This is a genomic window from Corallincola luteus (assembly GCF_004336975.1).
In the GTDB taxonomy this organism is placed as follows: domain Bacteria; phylum Pseudomonadota; class Gammaproteobacteria; order Enterobacterales; family Neiellaceae; genus Corallincola; species Corallincola holothuriorum.
The window spans coordinates 177166-203877 of the sequence record NZ_SJXE01000008.1; the positions used below are offsets into that span (position 1 = coordinate 177166).

General features: G+C 48.4%; 24 protein-coding genes. 8 read left to right on the forward strand and 16 right to left on the reverse strand.

What is annotated here, in order from left to right:
* Window positions 1-222: 222 nt before the first annotated feature.
* Together EZV61_RS15105 and EZV61_RS15110 are read right to left on the reverse strand one after the other, a co-directional pair.
* The gene (locus tag EZV61_RS15105; protein WP_131416635.1) at window positions 223-1749 is read right to left on the reverse strand and encodes a PQQ-binding-like beta-propeller repeat protein; all 1527 of its coding nucleotides are present in this window, start codon (window positions 1747-1749) and stop codon (window positions 223-225) included.
* A 497-nt stretch (window positions 1750-2246) separates the two neighbouring features.
* Window positions 2247-3143 carry a hypothetical protein gene (locus EZV61_RS15110; protein ID WP_131416637.1) on the reverse strand — a complete coding sequence of 299 codons (897 nt, stop codon included), beginning with the start codon at window positions 3141-3143 and terminating at the stop codon, window positions 2247-2249.
* Between the two features lie 344 nt (window positions 3144-3487).
* On the opposite strand from EZV61_RS15110, the gene EZV61_RS15115 reads away from it, so the two are divergent.
* Window positions 3488-4918, forward strand: a complete 1431-nt coding sequence (locus EZV61_RS15115; protein ID WP_131416639.1) for a diguanylate cyclase domain-containing protein — start codon at window positions 3488-3490, stop codon at window positions 4916-4918.
* A gap of 303 nt (window positions 4919-5221) precedes the next feature.
* Here EZV61_RS15115 and EZV61_RS15120 read toward each other — a convergent pair whose 3' ends face one another.
* Entirely contained in the window at window positions 5222-7072 is a 1851-nt protein-coding gene (locus tag EZV61_RS15120) for an alpha-amylase family glycosyl hydrolase (RefSeq protein ID WP_131416641.1), read from the reverse strand.
* 504 nt (window positions 7073-7576) lie between these two features.
* Between EZV61_RS15120 and EZV61_RS15125 the strand changes: the two genes are divergently transcribed.
* Both EZV61_RS15125 and EZV61_RS15130 read left to right on the forward strand, forming a co-directional pair.
* Window positions 7577-8791: a hypothetical protein gene (locus tag EZV61_RS15125; protein ID WP_131416643.1), complete on the forward strand. Its 1215-nt coding sequence runs from the start codon at window positions 7577-7579 to the stop codon at window positions 8789-8791.
* A 541-nt stretch (window positions 8792-9332) separates the two neighbouring features.
* Complete coding sequence (locus EZV61_RS15130) at window positions 9333-9665, forward strand: hypothetical protein (protein WP_131416645.1); 333 nt, start codon at window positions 9333-9335, stop codon at window positions 9663-9665.
* Window positions 9666-9869: 204 nt separating this feature from the next.
* On the opposite strand, the gene EZV61_RS15135 is transcribed toward EZV61_RS15130, so the two are convergent.
* The 9 genes from EZV61_RS15135 to EZV61_RS15175 all read right to left on the reverse strand — a co-directional run bounded on the left by EZV61_RS15135 (window position 9870) and on the right by EZV61_RS15175 (window position 17335).
* Complete coding sequence (locus EZV61_RS15135) at window positions 9870-10385, reverse strand: hypothetical protein (protein ID WP_130567652.1); 516 nt, start codon at window positions 10383-10385, stop codon at window positions 9870-9872.
* Between the two features lie 573 nt (window positions 10386-10958).
* On the reverse strand, window positions 10959-11606 hold the full coding sequence (locus tag EZV61_RS15140; protein WP_131416647.1) for a hypothetical protein: 648 nt from the start codon (window positions 11604-11606) through the stop codon (window positions 10959-10961).
* Between the two features lie 680 nt (window positions 11607-12286).
* Window positions 12287-12547, reverse strand: coding sequence for a hypothetical protein (locus EZV61_RS15145; RefSeq protein ID WP_131416649.1), 261 nt, complete (start codon window positions 12545-12547; stop codon window positions 12287-12289).
* A gap of 139 nt (window positions 12548-12686) precedes the next feature.
* On the reverse strand, window positions 12687-13445 hold the full coding sequence (locus EZV61_RS15150; protein ID WP_131416651.1) for a heme ABC transporter ATP-binding protein: 759 nt from the start codon (window positions 13443-13445) through the stop codon (window positions 12687-12689).
* Between the two features lie 2 nt (window positions 13446-13447).
* Complete coding sequence (locus EZV61_RS15155; RefSeq protein ID WP_130567764.1) at window positions 13448-14434, reverse strand: FecCD family ABC transporter permease; 987 nt, start codon at window positions 14432-14434, stop codon at window positions 13448-13450.
* 47 nt (window positions 14435-14481) lie between these two features.
* A complete protein-coding gene (locus EZV61_RS15160; protein ID WP_130567649.1) occupies window positions 14482-15363 on the reverse strand; it encodes a heme/hemin ABC transporter substrate-binding protein in 882 nt (293 codons plus the stop codon).
* A complete protein-coding gene (locus tag EZV61_RS15165) occupies window positions 15360-15776 on the reverse strand; it encodes an ExbD/TolR family protein (RefSeq protein WP_114339065.1) in 417 nt (138 codons plus the stop codon). Before EZV61_RS15165 ends, EZV61_RS15160 begins: the two co-directional genes overlap by 4 nt.
* A gap of 72 nt (window positions 15777-15848) precedes the next feature.
* The gene (locus EZV61_RS15170; protein WP_114339064.1) at window positions 15849-16409 is read right to left on the reverse strand and encodes a MotA/TolQ/ExbB proton channel family protein; all 561 of its coding nucleotides are present in this window, start codon (window positions 16407-16409) and stop codon (window positions 15849-15851) included.
* Window positions 16410-16462: 53 nt separating this feature from the next.
* Window positions 16463-17335, reverse strand: coding sequence for an energy transducer TonB (locus tag EZV61_RS15175; protein ID WP_131416653.1), 873 nt, complete (start codon window positions 17333-17335; stop codon window positions 16463-16465).
* 315 nt (window positions 17336-17650) lie between these two features.
* On the opposite strand from EZV61_RS15175, the gene EZV61_RS15180 reads away from it, so the two are divergent.
* The 5 genes from EZV61_RS15180 to EZV61_RS15200 all read left to right on the forward strand — a co-directional run bounded on the left by EZV61_RS15180 (window position 17651) and on the right by EZV61_RS15200 (window position 23177).
* On the forward strand, window positions 17651-19696 hold the full coding sequence (locus tag EZV61_RS15180) for a TonB-dependent hemoglobin/transferrin/lactoferrin family receptor (protein WP_131416655.1): 2046 nt from the start codon (window positions 17651-17653) through the stop codon (window positions 19694-19696).
* Window positions 19697-19706: 10 nt separating this feature from the next.
* Window positions 19707-20168 carry a heme utilization cystosolic carrier protein HutX gene (gene hutX / locus EZV61_RS15185; RefSeq protein ID WP_131416657.1) on the forward strand — a complete coding sequence of 154 codons (462 nt, stop codon included), beginning with the start codon at window positions 19707-19709 and terminating at the stop codon, window positions 20166-20168.
* A 4-nt stretch (window positions 20169-20172) separates the two neighbouring features.
* The gene (locus tag EZV61_RS15190) at window positions 20173-20730 is read left to right on the forward strand and encodes a HugZ family pyridoxamine 5'-phosphate oxidase (RefSeq protein WP_131416659.1); all 558 of its coding nucleotides are present in this window, start codon (window positions 20173-20175) and stop codon (window positions 20728-20730) included.
* 182 nt (window positions 20731-20912) lie between these two features.
* Window positions 20913-22289 (forward strand): heme anaerobic degradation radical SAM methyltransferase ChuW/HutW, encoded by a 1377-nt coding sequence (gene hutW, locus EZV61_RS15195; protein ID WP_131416661.1) that lies wholly within the window; start codon window positions 20913-20915, stop codon window positions 22287-22289.
* A gap of 249 nt (window positions 22290-22538) precedes the next feature.
* Window positions 22539-23177 carry a hypothetical protein gene (locus tag EZV61_RS15200; RefSeq protein ID WP_131416663.1) on the forward strand — a complete coding sequence of 213 codons (639 nt, stop codon included), beginning with the start codon at window positions 22539-22541 and terminating at the stop codon, window positions 23175-23177.
* Between the two features lie 439 nt (window positions 23178-23616).
* On the opposite strand, the gene EZV61_RS15205 is transcribed toward EZV61_RS15200, so the two are convergent.
* The 4 genes from EZV61_RS15205 to EZV61_RS15220 all read right to left on the reverse strand — a co-directional run bounded on the left by EZV61_RS15205 (window position 23617) and on the right by EZV61_RS15220 (window position 26615).
* Entirely contained in the window at window positions 23617-24042 is a 426-nt protein-coding gene (locus EZV61_RS15205; protein WP_131416665.1) for an N-acetyltransferase, read from the reverse strand.
* Window positions 24043-24118: 76 nt separating this feature from the next.
* Window positions 24119-24553 carry a GNAT family N-acetyltransferase gene (locus EZV61_RS15210; protein WP_131416667.1) on the reverse strand — a complete coding sequence of 145 codons (435 nt, stop codon included), beginning with the start codon at window positions 24551-24553 and terminating at the stop codon, window positions 24119-24121.
* Window positions 24554-24639: 86 nt separating this feature from the next.
* Window positions 24640-25473 carry a helix-turn-helix domain-containing protein gene (locus EZV61_RS15215; RefSeq protein WP_131416669.1) on the reverse strand — a complete coding sequence of 278 codons (834 nt, stop codon included), beginning with the start codon at window positions 25471-25473 and terminating at the stop codon, window positions 24640-24642.
* A 665-nt stretch (window positions 25474-26138) separates the two neighbouring features.
* Window positions 26139-26615 carry a hypothetical protein gene (locus EZV61_RS15220; protein ID WP_131416671.1) on the reverse strand — a complete coding sequence of 159 codons (477 nt, stop codon included), beginning with the start codon at window positions 26613-26615 and terminating at the stop codon, window positions 26139-26141.
* Between the last annotated feature and the right edge of the window lie 97 nt (window positions 26616-26712).

Sequence of the window (26712 nt, forward strand, 5' to 3'; positions counted from 1 at the left end):
ATGGAAGCAAGGAGCTAGATCAATAACCTTGGGATCGAACAAATACAGCACTAAATATTAAATTCATCCGCCTTAAGGCCAGCCGCAGCGAAATGCCCCAGTAAAAAAGGCGAGCCTCAAAACCAGACTGTGCGCCACTGCTTACACCCATTTTGAATCAATGACTCTGACCCCTTTGATACTGACCCCTTTGATACTTTGATACCTTTGATATTTGGTTTCCTACAAATCGAATACCGAGTGCAGGCTAAGCAAAGTACGTTGTAACTCTGGTCGCATTTCGTGATTCGATGACAATGCAGCTGCACTTTCATCTGCGAATTGCAGCATTGTGCGCTTAAAACCCTCTGCCACGCCCGGATCGACGCATATCGACAGATGGGTCAGCGCTATAGCAATCATGTGATCAAACTTGGGCTGTAACGACACTAATTTCTGCAGAGCAATCTTTAACTCAGCAACCAGGTCTGTCATCAGCGCTTTCACCAGCGGGCCTTGGTCTTTTTTCATGGCTTGCAGCTGCGGTTTAACGGCCTGCATCATGTCAGCCAAATCAACACGCTGTCCAATCGTAACGATGAGCAATAGATACAGAGCTAACGGCAGCTCTTTAAGGCTTTGCCACTGTTCGCAATTAAACTGTGAACGTAACGCCATCTCGCTCTGCTTCGCGCTTGTGGTCGGCGATAAATCGGGCAATTCAAACCAATGCAAACGGCCTGTTTCGAAGTCTCTCGTTACACATCGAGCCCCTTCGGCAATGTGCATCCCTATAAACTCAGCGCCGTTTTTGTCCAAGTAGCGATAAGTAACGCGATGAGAGCGCTTGTCATAGTTAAGTAGTCGATTGCCCGCAGCTGCATAGAACATGTCATTGTCGGCCGTTATCAGTGCTCGAATCTTGAGGCCGGGAATATCTTCCATATCAAATTGCTCGAGCAAATAGCCATCACTCAACCGCAACCGAAACAGGCGCTGATAAACGCACCCGGGCAAAACATAACAATAGGTCACGCTGTCGCTATCGCTGCACACTTGATAAACACTGCAGTACACTGATATGCCGCCAGCAAATAAGGCAGTTAAGTCAGACAGGTCTCGCAAACCAAAGCGCCAGCGAACTGCATTCGATGCAATATCCAACGCGGCAAGCTCACCACCAGAGTGAATAACCAGACAATCACCTAGGTACTCACAGAAATGGATCCCGGCGTTATCGATTACTTGCTGTAGGTGGTTGCTCCAAACGATAGATTGATCTTGCTGTGACAAACAAAGTAATTCGCCATCACGCAACTGCAATATCCAATACCTATCATGCGCCCAGCAGGATCTCGCGCTCGCCAGTTTGTCATCTGCCCAGATCAACTTGCCTGATTCTACCGCTCGGCATTCCAATCTTTGTAAATCGCCTTTGCTGACAAGGATCATTTCATTCTGGCTGACGGCAAGCACATCGCCTTCGAATTCTGGTAGTTGCCATAACAGTTCACCATTCGAAAGCGCTAAACAAAGAAGGCCACTTTCACTCGGCAACCATAGGCGACCAGCTATGACTTCCCCTTGATACACACTCGACTGTGCTTGATACGACCACACCAGCTTGGCATCCGATATCCGGTAGCAATGGACCATCGCGCCTCTGGAAACAATCCAGAAGTCTCCAGATTGCAGGTGATTACGAGTGTAACCAGAGCCTTGCAACTGCAGTTGTTCAACTAATTGTGGCGTTTTTACTTTTCGCACCATTGGCTATCCCTTGCTGAGTAAGAAACCGACTTAATCTGAAAATAAGATGATCCGCATATCGAGTGAATCTGAGTCGCCACTTTTGAAATTCAGCCGACTTGAACAATTCCTAGATACACACCATGCAGCCCATGTAGCTAAAACACCCAATCGAAGCGCAAATAATCAAAGAATAAGATGCGGTAGTCGATGATATCCCTAAAAATATCCAAGTGAACACGTATGAGCAATATCCTTTTTATTTAACCAGTTTTTCTGTGACAAATAGATAAATGAATTGAATTCAGAACTTCAAACTACCTAGCGTCCGCAGCCATGATAGATAGGAGCGCAGCGGAAATGACTCCCTGTAGCTGCGATTGTTAGTGTCATAGGTAGGAACTCCACTGCGCCATGGCTGCACATTGGTCATCATCGCGTCGAGCAGGCGTTATTTTCTTGTCAGCTGTCCCTTTCCAGGAAAACTTCCCATAACCTTACTCTCATAGCTTCGTTCATCAGGGATCCGGGATGGGCTCAAAAGCCAATTTGATGATCTGCATCGCTTCAATCAACGGATCTAGAAACCAATGGCGCAGATAGAGATACGCAAAGTAGAAAAGGGATAAGAAAAAGGCGATGAGGCCGTAAATAACGAATTGGTAGCCAATGGGTAGCCCGTTGTCGTCTAGAAGCTGCTGGTTCTGTTCGGCCAGGTTGTCTTTAAGCTGGCGTAAATCATTCAGAGACAGATCAAGAAGCTCTAAATCAGCCTTGATGCTGGCGTTAAGTACTAAAAGGCGATCCGTGAGCTCTTCTAACTGCTCAACCTCTATCGCCTGAATGCCATCTTCGATCATTTTGGCCACTTCGCCACTCAGCAGAGCGACTTCACCAAATGACTGGTTAATCGAATTAACCAGCACACTTAATGCATTATTGGCTATCGCATCAAGCAGCGGTTTTAGAAAACCCACTAAGCCAAACAAAGCGCTAGAGACCTGATTTGCGGTACGCACCAGCTGATCCGTTTCTCGTTTCACTTCATCCAGCGCTGAGTTAATTTTGGCTGCATCCGCTTTTATCTTGGCCCACTCAGCTTTGAACGTGTCGTCAATTATCCGTTTATCTTTTTCTACCTCTACTTTTACTCGGCTGTAGATCAGTGCCCATTGTTCCTCCACCCGCTTTAGTTCTTGAGCGCCAGAGAGTTGTTTAATCTTGTCTTCAATCTTGTAGTAGGTAGTGCCAATTAAGACTGAATCCGCCTTGATTATTTCACTGTAGTGTTTGACTCCCTGATGAATGTGAAAGATCGCCATCGCCACACAAGCCAAAATCACCAGTGGCATAAACACCATGAGCAGTTTTGAAATGCCGTGCGTCAACCGAAAGGCGCGTTTGAATATGATCATATCGGTCTGCTTTATGCGAGTTGATCCAACTTTTAGCCTAGCCATTGGCGTGAACGAACAGGCCGTAAACGCTGCTTACCGAAGGAATTTTTGACTGGGCGCAACGCTTGCTTTGGTTGTATTGAGTGTGATTTGCTGATGTCTAGATAGTTGCCGACAATTAAAGGTTTGAGGAAGATTTAATGACGACTTATTGGCAGGGCAGAGCCACCGAGGAGTGCTAAGGCTGTCACCACTGACTTGCCACAACTAAACAAAGAAACCTGATACTAGAAAGTGGCCAGAAATTCTCCGCCGATGTACTATGCTTTTAATTAATCGGTACATTAGCAAACGGTGAATAGATGAGCATTAAGACACGTTTCGCCATCATTGCCTTGGTGTTGTCTGTCATGCTGATAGCGATCGCTGCGTGTATATTCATGGTCACCGTCCACAGTAATAACGCGATAGAATATAAAAAGCTCCGCTCGCAATCCCTCAGAATCGCCAATCACCTGCGCCAAAGCTCTGATGACTTAACCCGAATGGCTCGTTCGTTTGCCAATACAGGCGAGCCAAGATACGAAGAGTATTTCTATGAAATACTGAGTGTTAGAGAGGGAACGTCACCACGACCAATCAAATACGCCGGTATCTATTGGGATTACATCACCGCCCTAAGCACAAATTTTACCCCAGACAAAGGCGACAGCATTGGCCTCCTCACCTTATTAGATCAACTCGGCGGCACCCCTGAAGAGACCGCTCTTTTGAAGAAAACCTTATCCCGTTCGAACGAGTTGTCAGCGATAGAAACTGAAGCAATAAATGCAGTAAAAGGCCTATTTAAAAACGAAGACGGCGCATATGAATTACAGGCTGCGCCGCGACTGGATTACGCTCGTTCCTTGCTGTATAGCAAGGAATACCACCTCGCCAAAGCAACAATTATGTATCCCATTGAACAGTTTTATGGGCTGGTAGATAGAAGAACCGCGTCGCAAATAAAAGAGAGCCAACAAAAGCAAAAAAACTACCGTAGCCTAGCGTTTCTACTGATTTTAATGACTGCGATTTCACTTTCCTATGCCATCTTCCACATAAGAAGAAATATCATTAATCCCATCTTAGAGCTTTCCCGCATAGCCAATCGAATCAAAGACGGCAACGCCGACGAAAGAGCGACCGTAGAAAGAGAAGATGAGATCGGCATTCTGGCTCGCTCATTCAACGAAATGAATGACAATCTTGCCGGTGTTATTTCTCGCTTGGAGGAGATCTCTTATGTTGATGCGTTGACCCAGCTAGCAAACCGCCGTGTATTTGACCAAACCTTAGATAAAGAGATCCGAAGGCATCAAAGATCAGAGAAGCCGTTAACGCTGATGCTCATTGATGTGGATTTCTTCAAAAAACTGAATGATGCATCCGGCCACCAAGTAGGCGACAGTTGTTTAGCCGAAGTTGCTGATATCTTGGCAAACCACTTTGAAAGAGCAGGCGACGTCGTAGCAAGATACGGTGGAGAAGAGTTCGCAGCGATCCTCCCCGACACCGACGCTCACCAATCGCCCAATCTAATTAGCAATGTTTGCAAGGCAATTGAAGATGCGAAAATACCGCACCCAGATTCAGCCATATCTGCCTATATAACGGCCTCGGTTGGCGCTATCAGCCTGATACCAGACAGGGAGATAACCACTGAAAGCATCATTAAAGGGGCTGACAACGCACTTTACCAAGCGAAAGCATCAGGGCGTAATTGTGGACTGCTTTTCCCGCGAACAAGTTGATAGCCCTATCAGCGTTATCTAGGCAGTAAAAACGATACGCCGCCCCTAAAGGTTTTCACAACATCGCCACGCGGCCATCACTGAGTACGGTGCGTTCGGCTTGGTAGTGCCAATGGCTGGCGATCACTTGCTGGGTGAGTAGCTGTTCAGGCGCGCCTGAGGCGGTAATTTAGCCATTCGCTAATAGGCTATCCTTCTATTCTGGCAAGAATTAGCGGTCATCTATCAACGAAGGTAATTCACAAAAAAGCCCGGCACGTGGTCGGGCTGGTATGTTGAAAGCAACAACGGTGAGATAAACGATTAGTACCTCTCAAGTACCACTGCGCCATAGGCCGGGATATGCAAGTCCTGGATATCATGGTGCTGATCGCCGTGGCGGGTGGCCTCGGTAAAGTCCCAGATATTAAACGCTGGCCAACTCGTGTTTGCTAACTCTTTGTAATAGCCAGATACGCCTACCGAGTAGTGCCACCAGGTCGTTGGACCAAAATTCAGCACGATCAGGTACTTTCCGCCATCACGGGTAAACGCAGCGATCCCGTTGTCGTTATGGAGATGGCAGATCTGGATATCTCCCCATGAAAAAGCTGACATATTAGATCGGCGGATCTCAAACATCCGTTGGAACCAAAGCAGGATCTTTTGCTGATAAGGCATGGTCTCGTAAGTGGTCAGGCTCAGGCGGTGATCCCACCAGCTGCCACCACCTTCAGGCCTACCATTCTGACCAAACTGAAGCCACTCGCCACCCTCCTGGCCCATAAAGATCATCGGGATCCCGCGGGAGAAGATCGTCATAGCAGCCGCCAACTGGGACATATTCCAGCCCATACCGTTACGGCCAATCTTCGCCACCCGTTTATCTTCGTTGCCCACTTCATCATGTGACTCAGTGTAATTCACCGTATCCTGCCAGTTATCGCCAAACGGTGTCAGCACCTTGCGCAGCTCGTCCAGATGCCCACCTGCCAATACGGACTTAGCATGATCGTGGAAACTGTCACACCACTGAGCATCGAATGGCCCATGCCAATCTCCGCCCCAATTGCTGTGTGTGTGTTCTTTGGTCACATACCAGTTATCTGGCAACTCCTCGGCAATCAATAACAGGTTGGGATCCAGCTGTTTCATTCGATAGCGAAGCTCTTTAATAAACGGCCAACCACTGACACCGCCAGGATAACGCACATGGTTCACCCACGTATTCCCCTGATGGAGGATATGGGTCATATCGAAACGGAAACCATCGATATGGAACTCTTTGGCCAGATACAACAAGCTATTGATAAGAAAATGACGGGTCACATCACTGCCGAAGTTAAGCATCGGCCCCCAAGCTGTATCCCCAGAAACATACTCAGCTTGATTGAGCTGCCACAGTACGTTGTCTCGGTTACCTATATGATTCAGCACCACATCCAAAATCACCGCCATGCCATTTTGATGCGCCGTATCGACTAGCTTTTTCAGATCGTCCGGCGAGCCGTAGGAGTCCTCAATGGCATAGAAAAATGTGCCGTTGTACCCCCAGCTGACATTGCCAGCGAAGGCATTCACCGGTAACAGCTGCAATGCGGTTGCGCCGGTATTTTTGATATAACCGGGCAGCTCTGCCGTCACCGTTTGCAGCGGATTCAACTCAGGGTAACGCCCACTAAAGCGCAGCGGGTGCAGCTGATAGATGCAGTAATACTCCCAGCCGGGACGCTGCCAATCACCATCCTGCCACGGGTAATCAGACGCCGACACCAACGAGTTGCCATCTAAACCAGTGTGCTCAAGGCGACGGGCGGCGGGGTCTTGGTAGTAAAACCAAAGCCCGTTTGCCTGATACTTCACTCGAAAACGATAGCGCTCACCATCTTTGGGCCGAACAGTGCCAGCCTTGGAAACCGAGCGGTAATACCAAAACTTTTTACTGGGTAACACACTCAATTCGATCGGGCTAATTTCCCAATCAGTAAAATCCCCCAGCAGCTGAACCTCGACGGCATGAGAGGCCACATGAAACACGGCATACCACTGGTCTTGCTCGACCACTAGGCCAGGCGCGTAGTGCTCAAAAATATCATATTCAGATAGCAACGATGCGGCGATAGGATCGGCAAGACCTCCATCTCTTGTTGCCGCAGGCTGTTTTGTCTCAGACATAAATACCTCCGAAAGCAGTTGGAAATAGGACCGGACGGAACGTCCCGGACAACTCCCGAGGTACACCAGCACCACATCCTCTGGTGCTATCAAAGCTTAGTAAGTAACCACAACTTTAATAAGGTTAAATTTGGACAGGGTTTACTGCACGCAGTGCCAATATTGTTCGATTTTGATTTTTAAACATGGTGGAGCAATAGTGTCTGCGCTTCACTAGCGGATTTTGCGGCAATTTCGTGGGGCAAATGGATTTCGCTGAACTTTCCTCCCCCTCCAGCTGACAGACATACCCAAAAAAGCCGATTGTTCGCACTGTCTGCAGCAGAAAACCATCGTCACTGAGCCCCCGCACTGAGGCAATACCCCTCTCATTTATATGGTTTTATACAAAGGCGCTATGCTTATACAAATGGCTGTTCTTTTTTAAAGGTTCCAATCATTAATTGGAGCAAGTTCTCAACTCAAACAGATTTCTATTCTTAGGCAATGCCAGGAGGGTATGCGATGAAAATAGTACTGATTTGGTTGGTAATGGTAGGAGGATCAATTTGTTGTTTGCCCTTACTCAACTCAGCAAATGCAACAAACCACGGAGCACATTCTGGCCCTGGTCTAATAAGATTTGAGAAGCCGATGCATCAAGGCTACCGATTAGATTGGTGTCTTTCATGGGCAACCAAATGTGGCCAACCTGCGGCCTCAGAATGGTGCAAGGTTAAATCATACAAAAAGGTAAACAGTTGGATACCTGCCTGGAACGTCGGCGGAGCGTCTCATACAAAAGTTTTTGAAACCGCTCAGATATGCAATCAAGACTTCTGTGACAGTTTTATGGAGATCACTTGCCGCTCATTGGAATCAGGTGTTTTCTTCGATTTTCTAGACCAAGCGCCGAAAGCAAACTGGACAAGCTCTTGGCAGAAACTACCATTCCCTGGCGGCGCAACAGACTCGCGAGGCTTCGCGAGATACGTCGACAACGCAAAGCTTGAGGATAATCGGTTTTACGAACGAGTTTTGCAAACCCACCCGCAATGGCGACCTCATGGGCGCATCGCCGGACGTTATACCAACATCACCATTCCTAACGCTGGTGCCGACTTCCGTGCTGAAATAGGTTTTCTGGCAGGGGCATCGGGCTCAGATGGCGCATATTTCGAGATTTGGGCAGAGTTCCCGAACTACTCGGGCATTCCTTTGCGGCGGGAGTACCGTAAAAATCAAGATGGCCACGTCATCAACGATTTTAGCCAAGATCTATCCCGTTTCCGAGGTTTGACAGGCACCATAGCTATCACTGTCAATGCAGGCGAAAAGTCATCAGCTCAAGACTGGGCTGTGTGGGGAAGCCCACGGCTCGTTTCTATGAAAAACGAATTCAAATTTGGTGGGTTTGTTGGCGCAGCTGTTGGCTCGAAGCGCCAAGGCGATCGTTTACTGAATGCATGGGGAGGAAAATCAGGCTTGCTCTATGGCAATATAGTCATGCATTTAGCGTTTGCAGAAAGTGATACTGGCCTCGACCTTCCCGTTCAGCTAATTTCCTATTACAAAGGGCAAAAAATGGGCGTAACTGATTTAGGAATATTAAAGGCAAATCAAAAGACAATGTGGCGAACGCTTTCCAGAACGCAACTAGGCCGCTGGAAAGAAGAGATCATTTACAATGGCACTTATGTGGGTGAAATCAGGTACAACATTTCGAATATAGGAGAATAGAATTTAGTGACTTAATCACCCCCAGTAATAACAAGCTACCGCACAATATCCCCTAGGTTTCGGTAGCTTGGCCTCCGTTTTTGCGCGTCTAACCTATAAGAGCAAACCTTCAGATCTTCGTTTTATAGCGCATACGGACATACAACGAACCGTCAACCCTCTCCGAGCGCTATCGCTTTCTCGAGAGACCCATTCCCAACCTTCTAAACAAGCGTTCCGATATCCTGTAAAGAAGCATTGAGAACAGCATAAATCTGAGTCAGTTAGCCACCGGGTCGAGTGGCAGGCCAGACTCGCGGATACGATGCTTTAAGATACTGGCATTAGGGACCATGCTCTATAAAGCCAAGATAATCCGATAAGAAGAAATATCACACCTAAGACTGTATATGCAGAACCAATATATACTGCATGTCGGCCTTGGATATTTGTTTTACCTTCATCAATAGAAGAAAGTAAAAATTTAATTTTCCCTTTGGCAATGAACTTCTTCTTAAGAATAGTATTTGCTCCTGACCATATAAAACTCAATGAGATCAAAATGATGGCGAAAATGAATAATAGGTCAAACATTTATACCCCCCTTCCCTTTGATTTATATTCGGCTCTACCCTTTACTAGCCCATATAAGCCTAACACGCTTGCAGCGGTGCCTATAGGAAATATAGGTAGCGAAATAAAACAACAAAAAAAACCGAACTTTCTTCCCCAAGATCTTTTTAACAAGCAGCCGATCGAAGCCACAAAAAATACGGCTCCAAATACAGAAGAAACAATTAGCCAGATGCTGTATCCAGGTTTAACTTTAACAATATCAAAAATAAATCCGCCTAAAAACATCAGTATCAACATACCAAACATTAACCAAATGTAAGCAGCAATCCTAGTGCAAGTATGATTGACAGATATGCTTTTATCTTTGACTAAATCCATATTGAACTTCTCTCAAGAATTCCATTTTTAGAATGAAAAACTAAAATAAATTAGTTTGTTAGCGACGAAGTAGGAGAGCAATAACCGCTGCTCCCTTTGCCCCAGAGAAATGTAGCGATGAGTTGATGGGCTGTATTGCTATACTCTAAGAGAAAACACAGTCACACATCGACTTCTCAATACCCTTAGAATCAAATTCATTCTTTACAGAGTCTCGCAATGATATAGCTGCCTGGTATTGCTCTTCTGTAACTTCAATACCGCTGTACTTCTTTAAATCTTTCACACACGTATCAATATTACCACCTGAGCCGGAGAGATCGAAATAGGCCAACTGCTCCACAATTGACGAACCAAGTGTATCAGCTAGCTCAGTGGCGATATCGTCCATTGCCCCCCAACAGCCTTGATTTGCGGCTTTCAAGACCCAAGACTTTGCTTCCGCACGAGTCTCTTCGTTTTCAGAAAGAAGAACGCCATACAAGTGCATACCTTGCGTGGAGCCTAATAGAGCAGCTTTCTTTGCTGCTTCGAAAACCTCAGCTGGTTCCACACTATCAGTAGCTTCATTATATTCATCTTCATCATCGTACTCGTCAGCTTCCAATTTCCATTGAAGTGACTTGAGAGCTGACTCTGCTTTTTGAAGTTCATTATTCATATGACATTCCCTGTAGTGGTGATTGATCGAAAATAACAGCAGTAGAAAGCATCTTTCTTCCGATAACGGAGAGAATGTTTCCTTCTATGTCTGATTTGTAAAACCAACTCTACCAGTTTTTTAGCTTCCCAAACAGTTAGCTACCCCACAACTTTAGCTATTCCTAATCCGTGAACACAGAAAAAAAGTAGCTATATTAGAGCGTTACCAAATAACGACTAAACATGGATAAACAGCAGAAAGTCTGACGGCTCGAACAACAACCCGATAACAGGATCAAGCGTAACGCTGTGGTGTATTTCTAGCGACAAGAACACCAATACGCAGGTTTCATCAGCTTAAGAGACTGACAAAGTCGTTGAGTCACAACATCGCCACGTGGCCATCACTGAGTACGGTGCGTTCGGCTTAATTGAGCCAATGGCTGGCGATCACTTGCTGGGTGAGTAACTGCTCAGGCGCGCCTGAGGCGATGATTTTGCCATTCATCAATAGCTGAGTCCCTCCCCTCGCCTTTAAGCAAGAATCCCAGAGATCCTTTAAGAAACGAAAACAGCACAAAACTTGGTTCAGTTAGTGATCGTGTCGAGTGAATGTCCCAGCTCGTGCGTCCCTTTTGGAGACGATATCGCCGCTCCATTTCTCTTTATAATACGCTGTTCCTGATAAGTATTTAGGTAGCAAAAGCATTGACCACAATGTGGAGTCCGGATGGTATACCAACTGTTGATATTCAACACTTCGTTTGCCTTGCTGATCTAGCTTATCAGGACCAACGCTATATGAAACGCATCGGCCTTCAGACCAAAAGGTCTTTAACTCATATCCGGTAAAAGGATCTGTAGTGTCATTAGACAAGCTCAGATTTTCAATATTTTCAGAGTTACATTCTTCAGAACTAACCCCGGCAAGGTTTGCTCTAGAGTTGTTTGTTTCAACGACTTCCATTGCATCTAGATATAGATAACCAACCCTTGGCTCACTCCACTGAGCAATGGAATAGGCATGAGAAAACAAAGCAGAAAATGCTATAAATTTGTACATTATTACTCTTCTTTCCCTAGGATTAACTAGCAATATAACTGTCATTATTAAAGTTAAAAATGAAGCACCCCCAAAGATAAATAAATCATACACTTTCATCATCAATAAATGGAACAACAGATAGAGACAAGCGCCTAAAATTGAAGATGAAAATATATTGACAAGCTTGATAGTCATAATCAATTCCCTAGTATTAGGTTCTCAGGGAACTGCTCCCTCACTCAACAAATATATATAAAAAAACCTAACATTAACACTATTGGAAGAAAGCTATCGCAAATAAGCCATAGTATCGAGTGAAGTCCCTCATCTCCTCTATTCCACAAACGTAAAGGATAATATAGGTGGACTAGGAAACCCACACCTAGCAATCTAAATAAATGTTACTGAAAAACAGTAAGTAAAATTTAAAAAATAGAAACTTCAATCAGTTATCGACAGCGCAAGCGAGTGCATCCGCGACAATTATGTGTTCCAGACAAACATGCTTGAATTTAAAAAATAATACAAATAGACATTACAATTACACAAGCTAATTTATTATTTTTACCAGGCTTTATTATTTTACAAGCCTCAATATCACTTGCAGCCAAGAAAAAGGTCATAACATTTACGATTAACTTAGCAGAATTTGCATGTTCAAAACTAGATTTTTTGATGAGTGTTATTAATGCAGCCAGAATTATTGATAATGCACTTAAATATCTAATTTGCTCCTTGAATATAATGTACTGGAACACCCCTATTACAAACTAAAAAAACCTACAAAACCAACGGCAAGGATCAATGAAAACGGAAAACATCTGATTCAATTAGCTATTCTATTTAGCGGCTGTAACAGCTGTTAGTATTGAAACCTAACCATAAATAGGAGGTTCCATTGGCGCCATGTTATGGATATCAAGCGCAGGCTCTATTGGCTTCAAGGGTGTACGTAAAAAATTCTTAACTGCCGTGAAGCCAAGTTGCAATGAGATAAGCGCACAGATGACGGATTCAGGAGGATAGATAAAAAACGGTACGCCAGCGGAAACGGTGTACACGTAATAATAACTTCCAGCAAGCGCCAAAAGTCCGAAAAACACACTACCGATAGATAAACAGGCTATTTTGTTCATTCGCAACTCCTTTGAATCTGAGAGGGGTTGGACAAGCTCCCTCCATCTAAGTCAATTTTGAAAGTTGACCCAACCCTGTCGCACAGAGACGTATAACGTCAAGATATCATCTGCTTATGCGACTGACAAAGTCGTTGAGTCACAACATCGCCACACGGCCATCACTGAGTACGGTGCGTTCGGCTTGATAGTGCCAATGGCTGGCGATCACTTGCTGGGTGAGTAGCTGTTCAGGCGCGCCTGAGGCGATGATTTTGCCATTCACTAATAGGCTGCCCTGATGGCAGTATTGCAGCACCTGGTTGAGGTCATGCAGTACGGCGATCACGCCGTAGCCCTGCTCTTCTGCCAGTTGCCGGGCGAGCTTTAAAATGGCGTGTTGCTGACCGAGATCCTGCGCCGATGTTGGTTCATCGAGTAGTAACAGCGGTGTGGATTCGGCCTGACTCAGTTGCAGTAAAACGCGCGCCAGTTGCACTCGCTGGCGCTCACCGCCAGACAACGACGGATAGCTGCGATCGGCAAAGCCGAGGCAATCGGTTTGCGCCATCATTTGCTGCACCTGTTTTTGCCCCTCTTGGCGTGAGAGTGTCAGTGGCGTTAAGCCCAGCGCCACCACTTCTTGCGCGGTAAACGGGAAGCTGAGTTGGCTGGCTTGCGGCAAGACACCTAAGTGGCGCGCTCTGGCTAGCGCAGGCCACTCCGACAATGCCCGGCCGTGCAGCTGGATATCACCGCTAGCGTCCATATCACCGCTGATCACTTTCAGCAAAGTCGATTTGCCTGCGCCGTTGGGGCCAAGCAGCCCCACCATCTGCCCGGCACTGGCAGTAAATCCATCCACATTTAACAGCACGTTGCCCGCCACCTGACAACGGACATGATTAAGTTGCAGCATGGTTAACCCCAGCGTTTGCGTTGCTGGATCAGCAAAGCCAAAAAGAATGGTGCGCCAAGCAGCGCGGTTAATAGTCCCACCGGCAGTTCGGCCGGTTGCACTAGAATACGAGCCAGCAGATCGGCGGTAACTAACAAGCACGCCCCTAATAGGGCTGATAGTGGCAGTAGCGCGCGATGATCCGGCCCAGTGGTCAGGCGCACTAAGTGGGGCACGACTAAACCAATAAATCCAATAATACCGGCGCAGGCAACGGTAACGCCCACCCCGATAGCGGTCAGTATAATCAGCTCTATTTTTAAACGCTCAACGGGGATCCCAAGATGGCGTGCTTCCGCCTCGCCCAATAACATGGCATTAAGCGCGCCCGCGCGACGTTGAAATGCAAAGGCCACCGCCAGCATGGTGACAAAAGCTAACCACAAATTGGCTTGCCCTGCCCCAGCCAACGATCCCATCTGCCACACGCTGAGTTCGCGTAGGCTTTGGTCATCGGCAAAGTAACTCAGAAAACCAATCGCAGCCCCCGCAAAGGCGGCAATGGCCACTCCCGCCAGCAGCAATATCAATACCGATGTGCCCTGGGACGATTGCGCTAAGCCATACACTAATAAAGTGGTGAGTAGCCCCATCACAAATGCTGCGGTAGGTATCGTCCACGCCCCCCACGCTGCGGGAAATACCACGATGGCCAATATCGCGCCGACCGCCGCGCCCGATGACACACCGATAATGCCAGGATCGGCCAGCGGGTTACGAAACAACCCCTGCATCACGGTGCCACATTGTGCCAACGTCGCACCCACGCAGATCGCCAGCAATAAACGCGGCAATCGTAGCTCTAATACGATCACCTGTTGATACGGTGCCAGTTGGCTCATGGGTTGTTCAAACCAGCCACCGAAAACAGCATCGAACAGGGTCTTTATACTTTCACTGGCGGGCAATGGCATCGCTCCAGACACCAACGACAGTGCGGCACCCACCATTAACAACGCACTAAGTGAACTGGCGGTATAACCGAGAGACCAACGCTTCAAAGGGTTTTCTCCAACTGCGCGCTGGTACGCTTGGCTTCTGCCACGGCCGCCATACTGAGCCCAGCGACCAGACTACTGCCATCGACAGCAATAATGCGCTGCTGCGATCCCGCTGGGGTGTGCTGCAAAATCGGGTTGGCCGTGAGTAAGCTGGTTACCGCTTGGTCTGTCACTTTGCCCGCCACCAAAATCACCGTCGGTTGCATACTCAACAACGACTCGGCTGAGACATTGCGGTAGTTATCAAACTCAGCGACATTTTGTGCACCAAGCAGGTCAATAAAGGCATCACCCCCGGTACCCGCTCCGGCTAAACGTAGTTTGCTCGGATCCATCGCCAACAAAAACGCCACCCGCTGCTCACTGCGATCCACTTCATTAAGCAGTCCCAACTGGCGATTCAACTGGATCAGCAATGCTTCACCTTGCTCGGGACGATTTAATGCCGCCGCAAGTTGCTGAATGTTATTCGCCAGATCAGTGGGAGTATCGGCACTGGGCAGTTGTACCAGTTGCACCTTGGCGCTCTCCAGCGCCTGCACTGCGGCCGGCGGCCCCATATGCTCGCTACCCACTACAGTGGTGGGCTTTAGGCTCAGCAAGCCTTCGGCAGACAGGGCGCGGTGGTAGCCCACACTTGGCAGTTGCTTACCCTGCGGCGGCTGACTGGTAACATCGATTGCCACCAGTTCATCAGCCAGCCCCATGGCTACGATCAGATCGGTCGCACCGGCATCGGTACTCACCAGCCGTTCGGCGGCATACAAATTGGCGCTGCTGGCAACAAGCAGCGTGGCACTCACCGCAACGGTACAAATTGTGGTGCGTAAAGCCCGTCCGGCCGAGGCAAAAACAGAGGGAGTCAGTGAGGTTTTCATGGTTGGCTTTCTTCCATCAAGATCTGGGTATTTTCAACTTGGTGTGCATTGAGTAATGCCAGTAATTTCAACAGCGGTTCCACCGGACTGTTTTTGTCGGCGGCGATCACCACGGCTTTGTCATTGTCGCGAATACTCGCTATCAGCGCCGTTTTGAACGCTGGCCACTGCTCAAAATGCTGCTCATCAATGGCAAAGGCTGGCGACGATTGTTGCAGTACCAAAGTCAGTGGCTTATCTGCTGCCGGTTGCGCAGTCACTTCGCTGTCACTGGCGGGAATATCTACCGGCAGCGACAACAAGCGGCTATTGGCTGTTAACAGCAGAAACACCACCACGATAAACACAATGTCTATCAACGGGGTCAGTTCAAGGCTGGTGCTCAGCTCACTATGGGAAGCGGTCTTTATCATCGGTATATGTCTTATTGGTTACGACTTATCTACGCTGCGTTTGGGTTGTTAGGATTAGCACGCTGGCAACGATTAAGCCGTTGCAGGCCACACGCCTATGCCGACACCATCCAGTTTCAGGTTGTCGACATTGATGCCGTGCTCAGCAATCGCCACCAGCTTGTCTACCCACAACTGAAAGCCATGCACACCGAGTACGGCAGGTACGGCGATGATCAGGCCGACGGCGGTGGTTTTCATCGCCATGCCCAACCCTTCAGCTAACATGGCTGGCTCTATCGGTCCGCTATGCACGCCAATCACATCAAACACCTGGATCAAACCGATCACTGTGCCTAGTAAGCCAAGTAGTGGTGCCACCAGGGCGATGATCTGTAATAGACGAATGCCACTGGCTAGGCGTTGTTTCTGACCATGCAGCCACACCGCAACGATCTCTTCCCGTAACGGTTTGGCATACTCTTTATGGGCATGCAGCAAAGCCATGCCACCGGCTGCCAAGGTCCGCTTGTAGCTGTGATAACTGAGCATCACCAAGCGTTCCATTATGATCATGGCGGCCACCAGGGCGCAGGCGACCAAAGGCAATGCCAGTGGTCCAAGTTCAATCTGTAGTTGACTGTAATTCATCATTTTTCAACTTATTGGTTCAGTGTTTGTTATCGGTTTCGTTGGTTGCTGCGGCGTTATTGCAATGAGAATTCAACCGGCACCCGCAGACGCGAGGCGATGTTTACCCCCGCCGCTTGATGGGGATGAAACTGCCAACGCGCGACGGCCTTCAATGCCGACTCATCAAGTACATTCCAGCCCGAGCTTTGCGCGATTTCACGTTTCGCCTGCTTGCCTTCCGCATCCAGCCAGATATCGATCAATACGACGCCTTCCCGCCCCCGCTTACGTGCCACCGTGGGATAACGGGGCGGTGTCGGTGGGGCAGCAAACAGCGGCTGAGCAAACTCTGGCTCTTGATGGGCACCATCCGCTTGCGCTGCGGCGGCCAATGCGGGCGTACTCGGCTCGGAAACATCATCGGATTCGAGCGGCGGCTCAACGGCTGCCAACGCTGGCTCTGTGGGGGTTTTGTGTGCAGGAGTAGCCTTTGTCGGCACCGCCTCTGTCGGTACAGCGTCCGTAGGTTCACTCGCAGTGAGCACCGCTTCTGCTGGCTCAATCTCGATTGGCCGCTCAGGTTCAGCTAACGGTTTTTGTGGCGACACAGGTTTAACTTCCGGCTTGGGCTCAGGCTTGATCACTGGTTTGTTCTCAGCAATGAGTGCTTTGGTGGCGCTTGGCTCGGTCATATTTACTGCGGCATCGGTTGGCTTAGCTTGCTGCGCTTGTTTCTCGGCCACAGGGGATTTAGCCGCCGGCACAGCAAAACTAACACTCACCGCCAAGGCGCTAGCACTGGCGTTTGCACTCGCACTGGCAAGGGGGGCAGGAACCACATGTGACGAAAGCCCAAATAAGACCAGCACTAAACCAAAAAACAGCAGCGCCCGCATCGTCATCAGCGGCCACTGCGTCTTAATGTATTTGTAGAGACAAAAACTCATATCCAACCCTGGTAGCACTTCATCAACGGCGTGATACCCCGCGCTTTAACATGGCTTGCATGCCTTAACGCCGATACCCCCTCAGCCGAAATAAAAACCATGACAGCGAAGATGGAGCGATAGTAACTGGATAAAGATCAAATGTAAATGCGAACCATTTGTATTTGCATTTGATCTTTTTGATGCTAAGGTGCCGCCCTAACAGATGGCCTGAGTAACACGTTGAGCAGCGTTCTCAACTCAACCGCAGTTACCAGGCCCACAAAAAACCACCAACTAAACCTGGGTTATCAACCAGTTACTTTAGGGACGATTATGCAGTTAAAACCTTTAGCCATACTGATTGGCAGTATGTTCAGTGCCTCTAGCTTTACCGCAACAGCTGCCGATGAGCAGCAGAACGATGGGCTACTAGAGATTAAACCCGTGGTGGTAAGCGCTACCCGTATGGCGCAAGAGGTAGACGAAGTGTCTCGCCCTATTGCCGTGGTTGAGAAAGAAGAAATAGACACCATTCAGCCACAATCGGTGGCACAGGTGCTGAAAAACGAACCCAATATCAGTGTCAGTGGTGGCCCGCGCGCCAACAACCAAAGTGTCAATATCCGGGGTTTAACCGGCAATAAAGTGCTGCAAACCGTTGATGGTGTGCGCCAGGTATTTGAATCAGGACACCGCCCCAGTTACTTCCTCGATCCTGAGCTGCTGCAAAGTGTTGAAGCGATCAAAGGCCCATCAAGCAGCCTGTGGGGCTCTGGCGCGGTAGGTGGCGTAGTCGCACAAAATACAGTTTCCGCTGGCGATCTACTGACCGCAGAACAAGATCTTGGCGGCTTCGTTAAGCAAGGGTTCAACTGGAACAACGACCAGTCAACCACCACCGGCGCACTGGCGGGACGCACCGACTCGCTCGACTGGTTGCTCAGTGGCTACTATCGCGACAGTAATGACATAGAATTGGGCAGCGGTGAGTCGCTGGCTGGTTCTGCATCCCGTGACAAAGGCGTGTTGGCAAAAACCGAATGGCAGATCGATGACGCTCAATCTCTGGCATTCAATCTCAGAACCGCGAATAGCTCCGGCAACGTGCCCTCCAATGGTTCGGCTGACTTCAATGGCACCAGTAACTTCTTGATTAATCGCGATCAAGACACCACAAACCTGTCTGCCGACTACCGTATCGACACCGATTCGCCGCTGATCAACGCTCAGGTAATGGCCTACTGGAATAACGTCGAGATGGACGAATACCGCATCAGTGATGGTCGCAGCGACAGTACCGATCTGGACGTTTATGGCTTAAACCTGAATAACTTGTCACTGATCTCTGTCGAAGGGTTTGGTGACATCGCCTTACTATACGGGGTGGACGGCTATCGCGAAGAGTTCAGCGCCTCACGCCAAGGGGATGATCGCCCGACACCGCCAGAAGCAGATACCGATGTTTGGGGCGGATTTGTGCAAGCCAATATCCCATTCGCTGAGAGTTGGCAGCTAGAAGTCGGTGGCCGCTATGACTACTTTTCAACCGAAGCCAAAAACCTCGGTCAGGATCGTTCCGATAACGACTTTTCACCGTCAGCGGCATTGATCTGGCAAACCACTAACTGGTTACAGCTGACCCTGCGACATGATCGTGCCTTCCGCGCTCCTAGCTCCGAGGAGATGTATTCCACCGGCACTCACTTCTGTATGGGCCCGGGCTTTTGTAACACCTTTGTGCCCAATCCAGACTTGAAAGCGGAGCAAGCAGCCAATACCGAACTGATGGCGCAAATGAACTTCGCCGGTGTATTTACCGGAGCTGACAGCCTCAATATCACCACCTCCATCTTTGAAAACAAAGTGGACGACTTTATTGAACAGATCGTTACCGATCCCAGCTTTGCGCCGCCGTTCCCAGATCCCGGCACAACCACTTGGGTGAACGTCGATGAAGCCACCATTAAAGGCTTCGAGATCGCCGCCGATTACCGCCTCGACAGCTTCAAGCTGGGCTTGGCCTACGGCATAGTGCGCGGTGAAGACGACAACTCCAGTGACGACCTCACCAATATACCTGCCGATACCTTCAATGCTGATATCAGCTATGGCTTCTGGGCTGACCAAATCACCACCGGCGTCCGCCTCACGCACGCCAAAGAGCAGGATAAAACCCAGTATGACGGCAACAGCGATGGCACCACCTATGGCAGCTATACCGTGGGTGATATCTATGCCAGCTGGACACCCAGCAGCATCAAGGCGCTGAAAATCGACCTCACACTGAACAACGTGACTGACAAAGATTATCGTCAGGCCTGGAGTGAACTCGACGAAGCGGGTCGTGAAGTCATCTTATCCACCAAGTACAGCTTCTAAGGCAATCAATATGATCACTGCAAGCATCGACAATATCGAGCACCTAGAGAGCCTGCCGGGTGAGCAAGCACAAGCACTGCTGACCCTACTTAGTCAGTGGCGTAATACCACCACCATCATCATTGTGGCGGGCTGCGTGTTTGAGTTTAAAGGCACCTTTCCACCCGGTGAGCTGGGGCACGGCTACTTCAACCTCAATGGCGAACTGCCGGGGCTTCATGGCCACCTGAAACTGCAAGCAATCCAAAACATTCGCTTGATGGCCAAACAACATCGCGGCATGGACAGCTATGCCTTTGTGTTTGAAGACCGCAAAGGCGGCACGATCTTTAAGATCTATTTAGGGCGGGATGCCAACGGCACGATCCACCCAGAGCAGTTAACGGCATTTCTAGATATGAAGCGCACAGGAAAGTTGCCGGAATTAACCACAGGTTCAACAGCACCCGTTGAAAAAATTGCAGAGGGATAAACAGATGTCGAGTGAACGTATCGCAGGGCGTATTAGCCCAGAAATCATGACCATGTTGAATAACCGAAAAAGCCTGTTCCTCTCTTCACTGACCAGTGAGGGCGAGCCCTATGCGTCACATGCGCCCTATGCGGTCGGCGACGAGTGTTTATATGTATTACTGAGTGAGATCGCGGTACACGCTATCAACTTACAGGCTAATCCGCAGGCCTCGGTGCTGATCATTGAAGATGAAGACAGTGCGAAAGAGCTGTTTGCTCGCCAGCGCGTCAGCTACAGCATGACCGCCGAACTGCTGCCGTTCGAAAGCGATGATTGGCTAAGCAGCCGCGACATACTGTCGGCTCGCCACGGTGAGCGTATCGAACAGTTAAGCCAGCTGCGCGATTTCAAACTGTTTCGCCTGACGCCGAAAAGTGGTCGCTTCGTTAAAGGCTTTGGTAAAGCCTTTGCCTTTACCGGTAAAAGCCTGACAGGTGAGGCCATTGCCCACCTGCGTGACGGTCATAAAAAGCGTGATGACGTAGCCGCACCAGCGCCTACACCTGAGCATGCAGCCTAGCGGCCACGATTGCATTCGCTTGACCTAGCCACGCCTGATCCAGGCTTTAGCTACGGGTTAAATCACATGGGTTAAATCACTTGGTTTAACCCGTCATATTTAGCCGCCAATTTTAACCGCCATCCTGACCACAACAGATTGGCCAACATTACAACATTTTACGTTTTCCGAGGGTATTCACCATGTCGGCATCTTATCAACACACTCAGTCCGTTCAGCCAACTGCACCTTCCCCTACGCTGACCGAAGAGATGACAGGACGTCCCTCCCCTTCGCCACTGCAGTACGCCTTTAGTGGCAAAACAAGCGCCCATGCAGGACGGGGTGGACAGCCACCGTTCGCCGCCGAGGTAGCACAACAGCAGCTAACCAATCTCTTCAGCACACCAGTCAAAGCGCAGGGCAAACGCGCCCTCTATGTGCATATTCCGTTTTGTCGGGTGCGCTGCAGCTTCTGTAATTTCTTTAAATACGCCTCGTCACCCCAGTTGATGGAGCAATACTTTCAATGTCTGCTCGTCGATCTTGAGCGCAAAGCCGCGCAGCCATGGTCGCAAAGCCAACCTTTTGATGCCGTATATATCGGTGGCGGCACACCCACCGACCTCACCGCCGAGCAGATCTACAGTTTGGGCGAGCGGATCCGTGCCTGGTTGCCACTGCGGGACGATTGCGAGATCACGCTCGAAGGACGGCTGAATAAATTTAATCAGCACAAATTTGAGCGGGCGTTAGCAGGTGGCTTTAACCGTTTCTCGTTTGGCGTGCAGAGCTTTGACACACAGGTAAGAAAAGCGGCGAAACGGCTTGATGATAGAGAAACATTGCTTAAGCAGCTGAAAAGCCTGACCGCCAGTAACAGCGCCACCATTGCCATTGACCTAATGTATGGCCTGCCCCATCAAACCACCCAAAGCTGGCAGCAGGATCTGGAAGACACCCTGGAAAGCGGCGTCGATGGTGTTGACCTGTATCAGCTACTTAATTTCCAAGGCACCGGCATTCAGCGGGCGTTGGACAACGGCCAGCTGGACAGCTTAATGGACACACCGCAGCGTGCCCTGCTGTATCGCCAAGGCGCAGACTACCTCAATCAGGCTGGGCTAAAACAGCTCAGCTATTGCCACTGGGCCAGCACAGATAAAGAGCGCAGCCGCTACAACCGTTTGGCCAAATCCGGTGCCGAAATTCTCGCCGTCGGCGCGGGCGCTGGCGGTAATATCGGCGGGTTAAGCTACATGCAGCCACGGGATATCGAGCCTTGGCAAACCGCCTTAGAAGCGAATCAATGGCCCGTTGCCATGATGATGGCCAAAGGCAAACAACATCAGCGCAACGCGCGCATTGTGGGAGCTTGTGACCAAGGTGCTGTCTCTGCAGAATTACTTGGTGAACAAAGGTTCAAACATGCCATCCCACTGTTTTCCGCTTGGCAGCAAAATGGGTTGGCTATGCTGGACGATGAAAAAGTAACGTTGACCCTGGCAGGGCAATTTTGGTCAGTGAATATGGCTAATGGTCTTTTGGCTTATCTGAATGAGAACCCATTGGCGGCATAATGCGATTTTGGAGCATATCTCAAGCCGATATGCTCCTTAGTTGCAGTCGCTCTGATAGCAATGAAGTTGAGGACTCAATGTAATCTTGCCGCGGCAATGTGCCAATGTCGGTTATTCGACGCGAACTCAGTTCTGCACCATTCCTTGCTACGACGATTTTGGCCGTACATTCCTGCTAGACGTAATTTGACCGACTTTTACAAATACCAGTAGAGTGTTTACAAGAATTAGCGAACATCAGGGGTAGCAATGAAAAGAAAAGAGCTACTGCGCAATCACCGAAAATTGAAATGTAAAGCATGGGCACAAAAGCGCGTCGATGGCGGTTATGGTTATCGCGATAGTCGTGAGCTACGCACCATATTAATAGAACAACTATCTACTAATCTATCTAAAGACTTTGAGCTTAATATTGAAAGCGTAAAGGAAAGCCTCGAAACACACACTCCTAGTTTCGAGTTCCAATATCGATACCCAGACATTGAGGTTGATGCCGCCAATGTTCTCTTACTTTACCTACGTGGCGATGATCCATTCAAACGAGAGCCTGGCAAACGTGCTGGTAATCAACAAGAAAAGTACGCAGCCCTTTTCGCATGGTTAATGACAGACAACCTATCGGCAACAGCAATACTGTTCAATAAAGATATATCTTCATTTCAAAGAGATATGGGAACATTTGCAGAGGATATTGGCGTTCAACCTCGTGAAAATGAAGAAAATGATACGACCTTATATCGGAGAAAAATGGCCTATTTTAACGAGCTTCGTAATGTAAGAGGGAACACCGCGCTCATGAATATATCTGAACAGTGCTTTATTGATTATATGGATGAAAATGACGTGCGGCACTGGGAGCAGTGGATTGAATCTAACAAGAATAGCTAGGCAGATATCTTTTTTTTATCTGCACATTACAGCAAAAACATCTCCCTTTAGACTAGCAAACAACTAAATCGGTTAGCTCTATGGAGAAATATTCATGTTACAAATCAACATCAAAAATGTGCGTATTGAAGGTTCGACCTTCATTGCCATAATCACGGTTTTGGCGGTTTTAATACTGAGCTTTACCGTTGTTGCATTCAGTTAGGTACAGAGAAAAATCAATTGTCTAGGTGTGGCTAGAATGAACATCGTTAACACGTTTCTGTTCAATAGTGAGTTACAGCAAATGACACCCATTCGCTCCGCAGGGCCACCACGCAATGTCTGACGAACGGCAGGGCTGTGCCATCAGGAGTCATTCACCTGTTCAACTGAAAAAGGACTGGCGGCTCCAGACCGGCCACTACCGTCGTTGGCAGAACGCCTATTGAGGGATTTACTAGGTTGCTGAGCTCATTATGTACTCTGGGTGCCCAGTATGTTCATCAGTTTGTTCGCTCAATACGGCAAACCCCTGAGATAGATAGAACTGGTAGCTTGAAACGTTCTCTTTGTAGACGGACAAAGTTAGCTGAGACCGTTGTGCTTTTGCGTGAGCAATTAGCATTTTGCCAATACCTCGTCCCTGCAACTCAGGTTCAATGAAGATTGCTGCCAGGGTATTTTCATGTAAGGCATAAAACCCGACAACTTCAGAATCGCACTCAAAAACGTAAGTTTCTGAGGCTGGTATATAGATATTACGCATGTTTTCTACCTGTGATTGCCAAAATTCAGCATCTACAAAATCATGCGCTTTGACCGATGCTTTCAGCCAAATATCCAGCACCGCTTCTATGTCTTGTTCATTGTATTTTCGAATCATTTTATCTCTCTAGTTCAGCTGAACTTCAAAACCTACTATCGCAAGCGCTAGCCATTCTGCCCCCTGCTCTTCCTTGCTATGCGCTAAACGCTAGTTTGAGTAAGGCGTCGCCAGTCTGCTCAAAGATCGTTTCCTCAACGAGTTGAAAACCGTAGCGGTGGTAAAAATAGCAGCCTACTGAGTTTTCCTTAAATACCTGAACCAACAAATCGCCATGTAGCGCTTGTGCCTTTTCCATCAGGGCTCTGCCCAAGCCATGACCATGAAACTTAGGATCAACAAACAGGCCGCCGACTTCATTGCCGATCAGGGAGATGAACCCAGCAACATTTCCGTCTGCCAGTACCACCCAGGTATCTGCATTCGGCAGGTACAGCTGCTCAACATTGTGGCGCTCTTGCTGAATAAACTCCTCACTCACAAATGGGTGCCCAACCCTGGATGCGGCTTCAAATATATCCAGTATTTCGCTTATGTCCTGTTCCCGATAGTGCCTGATCTCTGTTTTCAAGGTTTTGCTACTCGTGTTATCTGTGTCTGGGAGGGCATAGTAATGGGCAGAAATAGAAAGTGATTGAACAAAAACGACAGTTTTTATCAGATGTCGAAGTCACCATAGATATCAACCGTAAAGTCGCGTCGCCGAGCATATTCCCCTGGTGTCGTACCCAGTTCTTTTTTCAGATAACGGATGAGGTGGGACTGATCACTAAAAGCAAACTGTTGGGCGATCGCAACCCAGTCAATGTCCTGGCTCTCCAACTGACACAGGTATTCAAGCATGGCTTCCAGCTTTATTATCGACTGGGATTGTTTGAGCGTTAGCCCGGTCACACGCGAAAAGCTGCGCTCTACAGTTCGTTGTGAGCAGTGTAACAATTCGCCAATTTGCGAAACCGGCGTATCAGGTAACAACGGCAATGTTTTGCGGACAAGTAAGCTGTGTTTATCCTGATGGCTTTGGGATAGCCAGGATAGCAGGAGGCTATCGAGCCTGTCGCAGCACATTTCCCTGTTACGGGCTGCACTGGCTAAAAGTGCTGGCACACTGACTTTCGCATCGTGAAGTAAACTAGGCACATCAACCCCGATCACTTGATCCAATACCGGCTGGGTTGGCTCCATATTTAGAGCATGTGTGGCGCCAATATGAAATTTTATGCCAACCATCTGAAAGGCGTGAGTATGATCCAGCGTTAATGTCTGACTATGAGGAAACAACCAGTGGCTTCCAGCCCCCTGTATGGTTCGGGCGCTGCGCTCATAGTAATAGGGCTGGTCGTCAGGCGCTAAGATCAAATGCGCATTGGGATGAGGGTTTAGCTTGGGGTACTGGCAGCCTGGACGGCTATGCGGACTAGCTATAAACCAGTAGCTTTCCACATAATCAGCGACCTTGGGGTTTCTTGGGCTGTTAATCCAGATACTCATTTGCAACGGTTACTAGGGTAGACAGTAAAATTCACAATATTAACTCAAAGGAAAGGTGAGACATTAATACTTCGGCCATATCAACTATGGGCAGCCTTTTCGGGTGTGAAATCGGGAAATCAACTCTACAGTAGCCCCCGGTGGCAGCTATCGGATAAGTTCTGCTCATTCAGTGTTATTAGGCGCTTGTTGAGCAGCGGCACCTCGCTTATTTGTCGCCAGAGTGCCAGACTCAGACATTAGTCACCTAGCTCATTTTTGTCCAACCCAGAGTTAGAACCAATGACGGCAATTCATTCAAACCTGACTATCAAACAGAGCAAAAGTATACTCAACGGAAACTGAATGTCGCAGCGGTGCCAATTGCGGTCGTGACGGAGACTAAAGAAGCGCTAGTTTCAACGGCTTGTTACGTTAACTATTCGTCATCCCACGGCAGTTCAGGCAAAGAGTCTAAGTTTTGGTCGTAACGTTGAGGGTTAAACTCTTCACCATGCTTCAACGCACCAAAAATCTCCACTGACAAAGCGCATGCTTTCTATCCGGTTGCATCATGAAACTGTCCTCAAGAAATAACGCCTCAAACACCGGCTTGGTGAAGTTGGCGGATTTTTTGCGCACGCAAAAAAGGTGACAGCTTTACCAAGTCCGCGTGCTTTGACTTGTTAACTGTTTTTCTCGAACTCACTAACCGCACCTTGAATTAACTTAGAGAACCTAGCGATTATACTACCTAGAGTATCGATGCTGCCGTTATGGTCAGGCCGTGGATATGCTGGATTGATACTAAAGCTAGGCTCAAATTCCTTTTTTACCTCACTAGAAAGTACGGCCAGATTTGTGCTGTATTCATCTTCTTGGTTCTTGAAGCCAAAGGTAAATTCCAAGCCGTGACGCTGAAAAAATAGACTGGCGCTATACTCGGTTTCACTGACTTTTGGTAATACTAGTTCGTACATTCGGAACTTTCCGTTGTACTTAACCTCTTGCTCACATGCCTCGAACAAAGGGACTACCTCATTCTTTTTCCCTTTAGTTGCGGGTGAACCAGAGGGTTCCAATGGGAAGTCAGCACATAATTCGTAATAGCTATCTGCAAACCCTATGTCATTCAGCTTTTCTAGAAAATTTGCTCGATTCATGATGACAGTTAACGCCCCGCTCTAGCGAATCCCCTCATAATCCCTAGGAAATTCATAAAAGTAGACGCGCACCCCGTGGTTTGATCTAATTAATTTC

Bases quoted from the DNA above. Each gene is read 5' to 3' on its own strand.
- EZV61_RS15160 (WP_130567649.1), bottom strand. From the start codon at position 15,363: ATGAAAACCTCACTGACTCCCTCTGTTTTTGCCTCGGCCGGACGGGCT.
- EZV61_RS15170 (WP_114339064.1), bottom strand. From the start codon at position 16,409: ATGATGAATTACAGTCAACTACAGATTGAACTTGGACCACTGGCATTG.
- EZV61_RS15125 (WP_131416643.1), top strand. From the start codon at position 7,577: ATGAAAATAGTACTGATTTGGTTGGTAATGGTAGGAGGATCAATTTGT.
- EZV61_RS15190 (WP_131416659.1), top strand. From the start codon at position 20,173: ATGTCGAGTGAACGTATCGCAGGGCGTATTAGCCCAGAAATCATGACC.
- EZV61_RS15205 (WP_131416665.1), bottom strand. From the start codon at position 24,042: ATGATTCGAAAATACAATGAACAAGACATAGAAGCGGTGCTGGATATT.
- EZV61_RS15120 (WP_131416641.1), bottom strand. From the start codon at position 7,072: ATGTCTGAGACAAAACAGCCTGCGGCAACAAGAGATGGAGGTCTTGCC.
- EZV61_RS15135 (WP_130567652.1), bottom strand. From the start codon at position 10,385: ATGAATAATGAACTTCAAAAAGCAGAGTCAGCTCTCAAGTCACTTCAA.
- EZV61_RS15175 (WP_131416653.1), bottom strand. From the start codon at position 17,335: ATGAGTTTTTGTCTCTACAAATACATTAAGACGCAGTGGCCGCTGATG.
- EZV61_RS15155 (WP_130567764.1), bottom strand. From the start codon at position 14,434: ATGGTGGGTGCCGCACTGTCGTTGGTGTCTGGAGCGATGCCATTGCCC.
- EZV61_RS15105 (WP_131416635.1), bottom strand. From the start codon at position 1,749: ATGGTGCGAAAAGTAAAAACGCCACAATTAGTTGAACAACTGCAGTTG.
- EZV61_RS15115 (WP_131416639.1), top strand. From the start codon at position 3,488: ATGAGCATTAAGACACGTTTCGCCATCATTGCCTTGGTGTTGTCTGTC.
- EZV61_RS15140 (WP_131416647.1), bottom strand. From the start codon at position 11,606: ATGACTATCAAGCTTGTCAATATATTTTCATCTTCAATTTTAGGCGCT.
- EZV61_RS15180 (WP_131416655.1), top strand. From the start codon at position 17,651: ATGCAGTTAAAACCTTTAGCCATACTGATTGGCAGTATGTTCAGTGCC.
- hutW (WP_131416661.1), top strand. From the start codon at position 20,913: ATGTCGGCATCTTATCAACACACTCAGTCCGTTCAGCCAACTGCACCT.
- EZV61_RS15145 (WP_131416649.1), bottom strand. From the start codon at position 12,547: ATGAACAAAATAGCCTGTTTATCTATCGGTAGTGTGTTTTTCGGACTT.
- EZV61_RS15110 (WP_131416637.1), bottom strand. From the start codon at position 3,143: ATGATCATATTCAAACGCGCCTTTCGGTTGACGCACGGCATTTCAAAA.
- EZV61_RS15215 (WP_131416669.1), bottom strand. From the start codon at position 25,473: ATGAGTATCTGGATTAACAGCCCAAGAAACCCCAAGGTCGCTGATTAT.
- hutX (WP_131416657.1), top strand. From the start codon at position 19,707: ATGATCACTGCAAGCATCGACAATATCGAGCACCTAGAGAGCCTGCCG.
- EZV61_RS15165 (WP_114339065.1), bottom strand. From the start codon at position 15,776: ATGATAAAGACCGCTTCCCATAGTGAGCTGAGCACCAGCCTTGAACTG.
- EZV61_RS15200 (WP_131416663.1), top strand. From the start codon at position 22,539: ATGAAAAGAAAAGAGCTACTGCGCAATCACCGAAAATTGAAATGTAAA.
- EZV61_RS15150 (WP_131416651.1), bottom strand. From the start codon at position 13,445: ATGCTGCAACTTAATCATGTCCGTTGTCAGGTGGCGGGCAACGTGCTG.
- EZV61_RS15220 (WP_131416671.1), bottom strand. From the start codon at position 26,615: ATGAATCGAGCAAATTTTCTAGAAAAGCTGAATGACATAGGGTTTGCA.
- EZV61_RS15130 (WP_131416645.1), top strand. From the start codon at position 9,333: ATGATGGCGAAAATGAATAATAGGTCAAACATTTATACCCCCCTTCCC.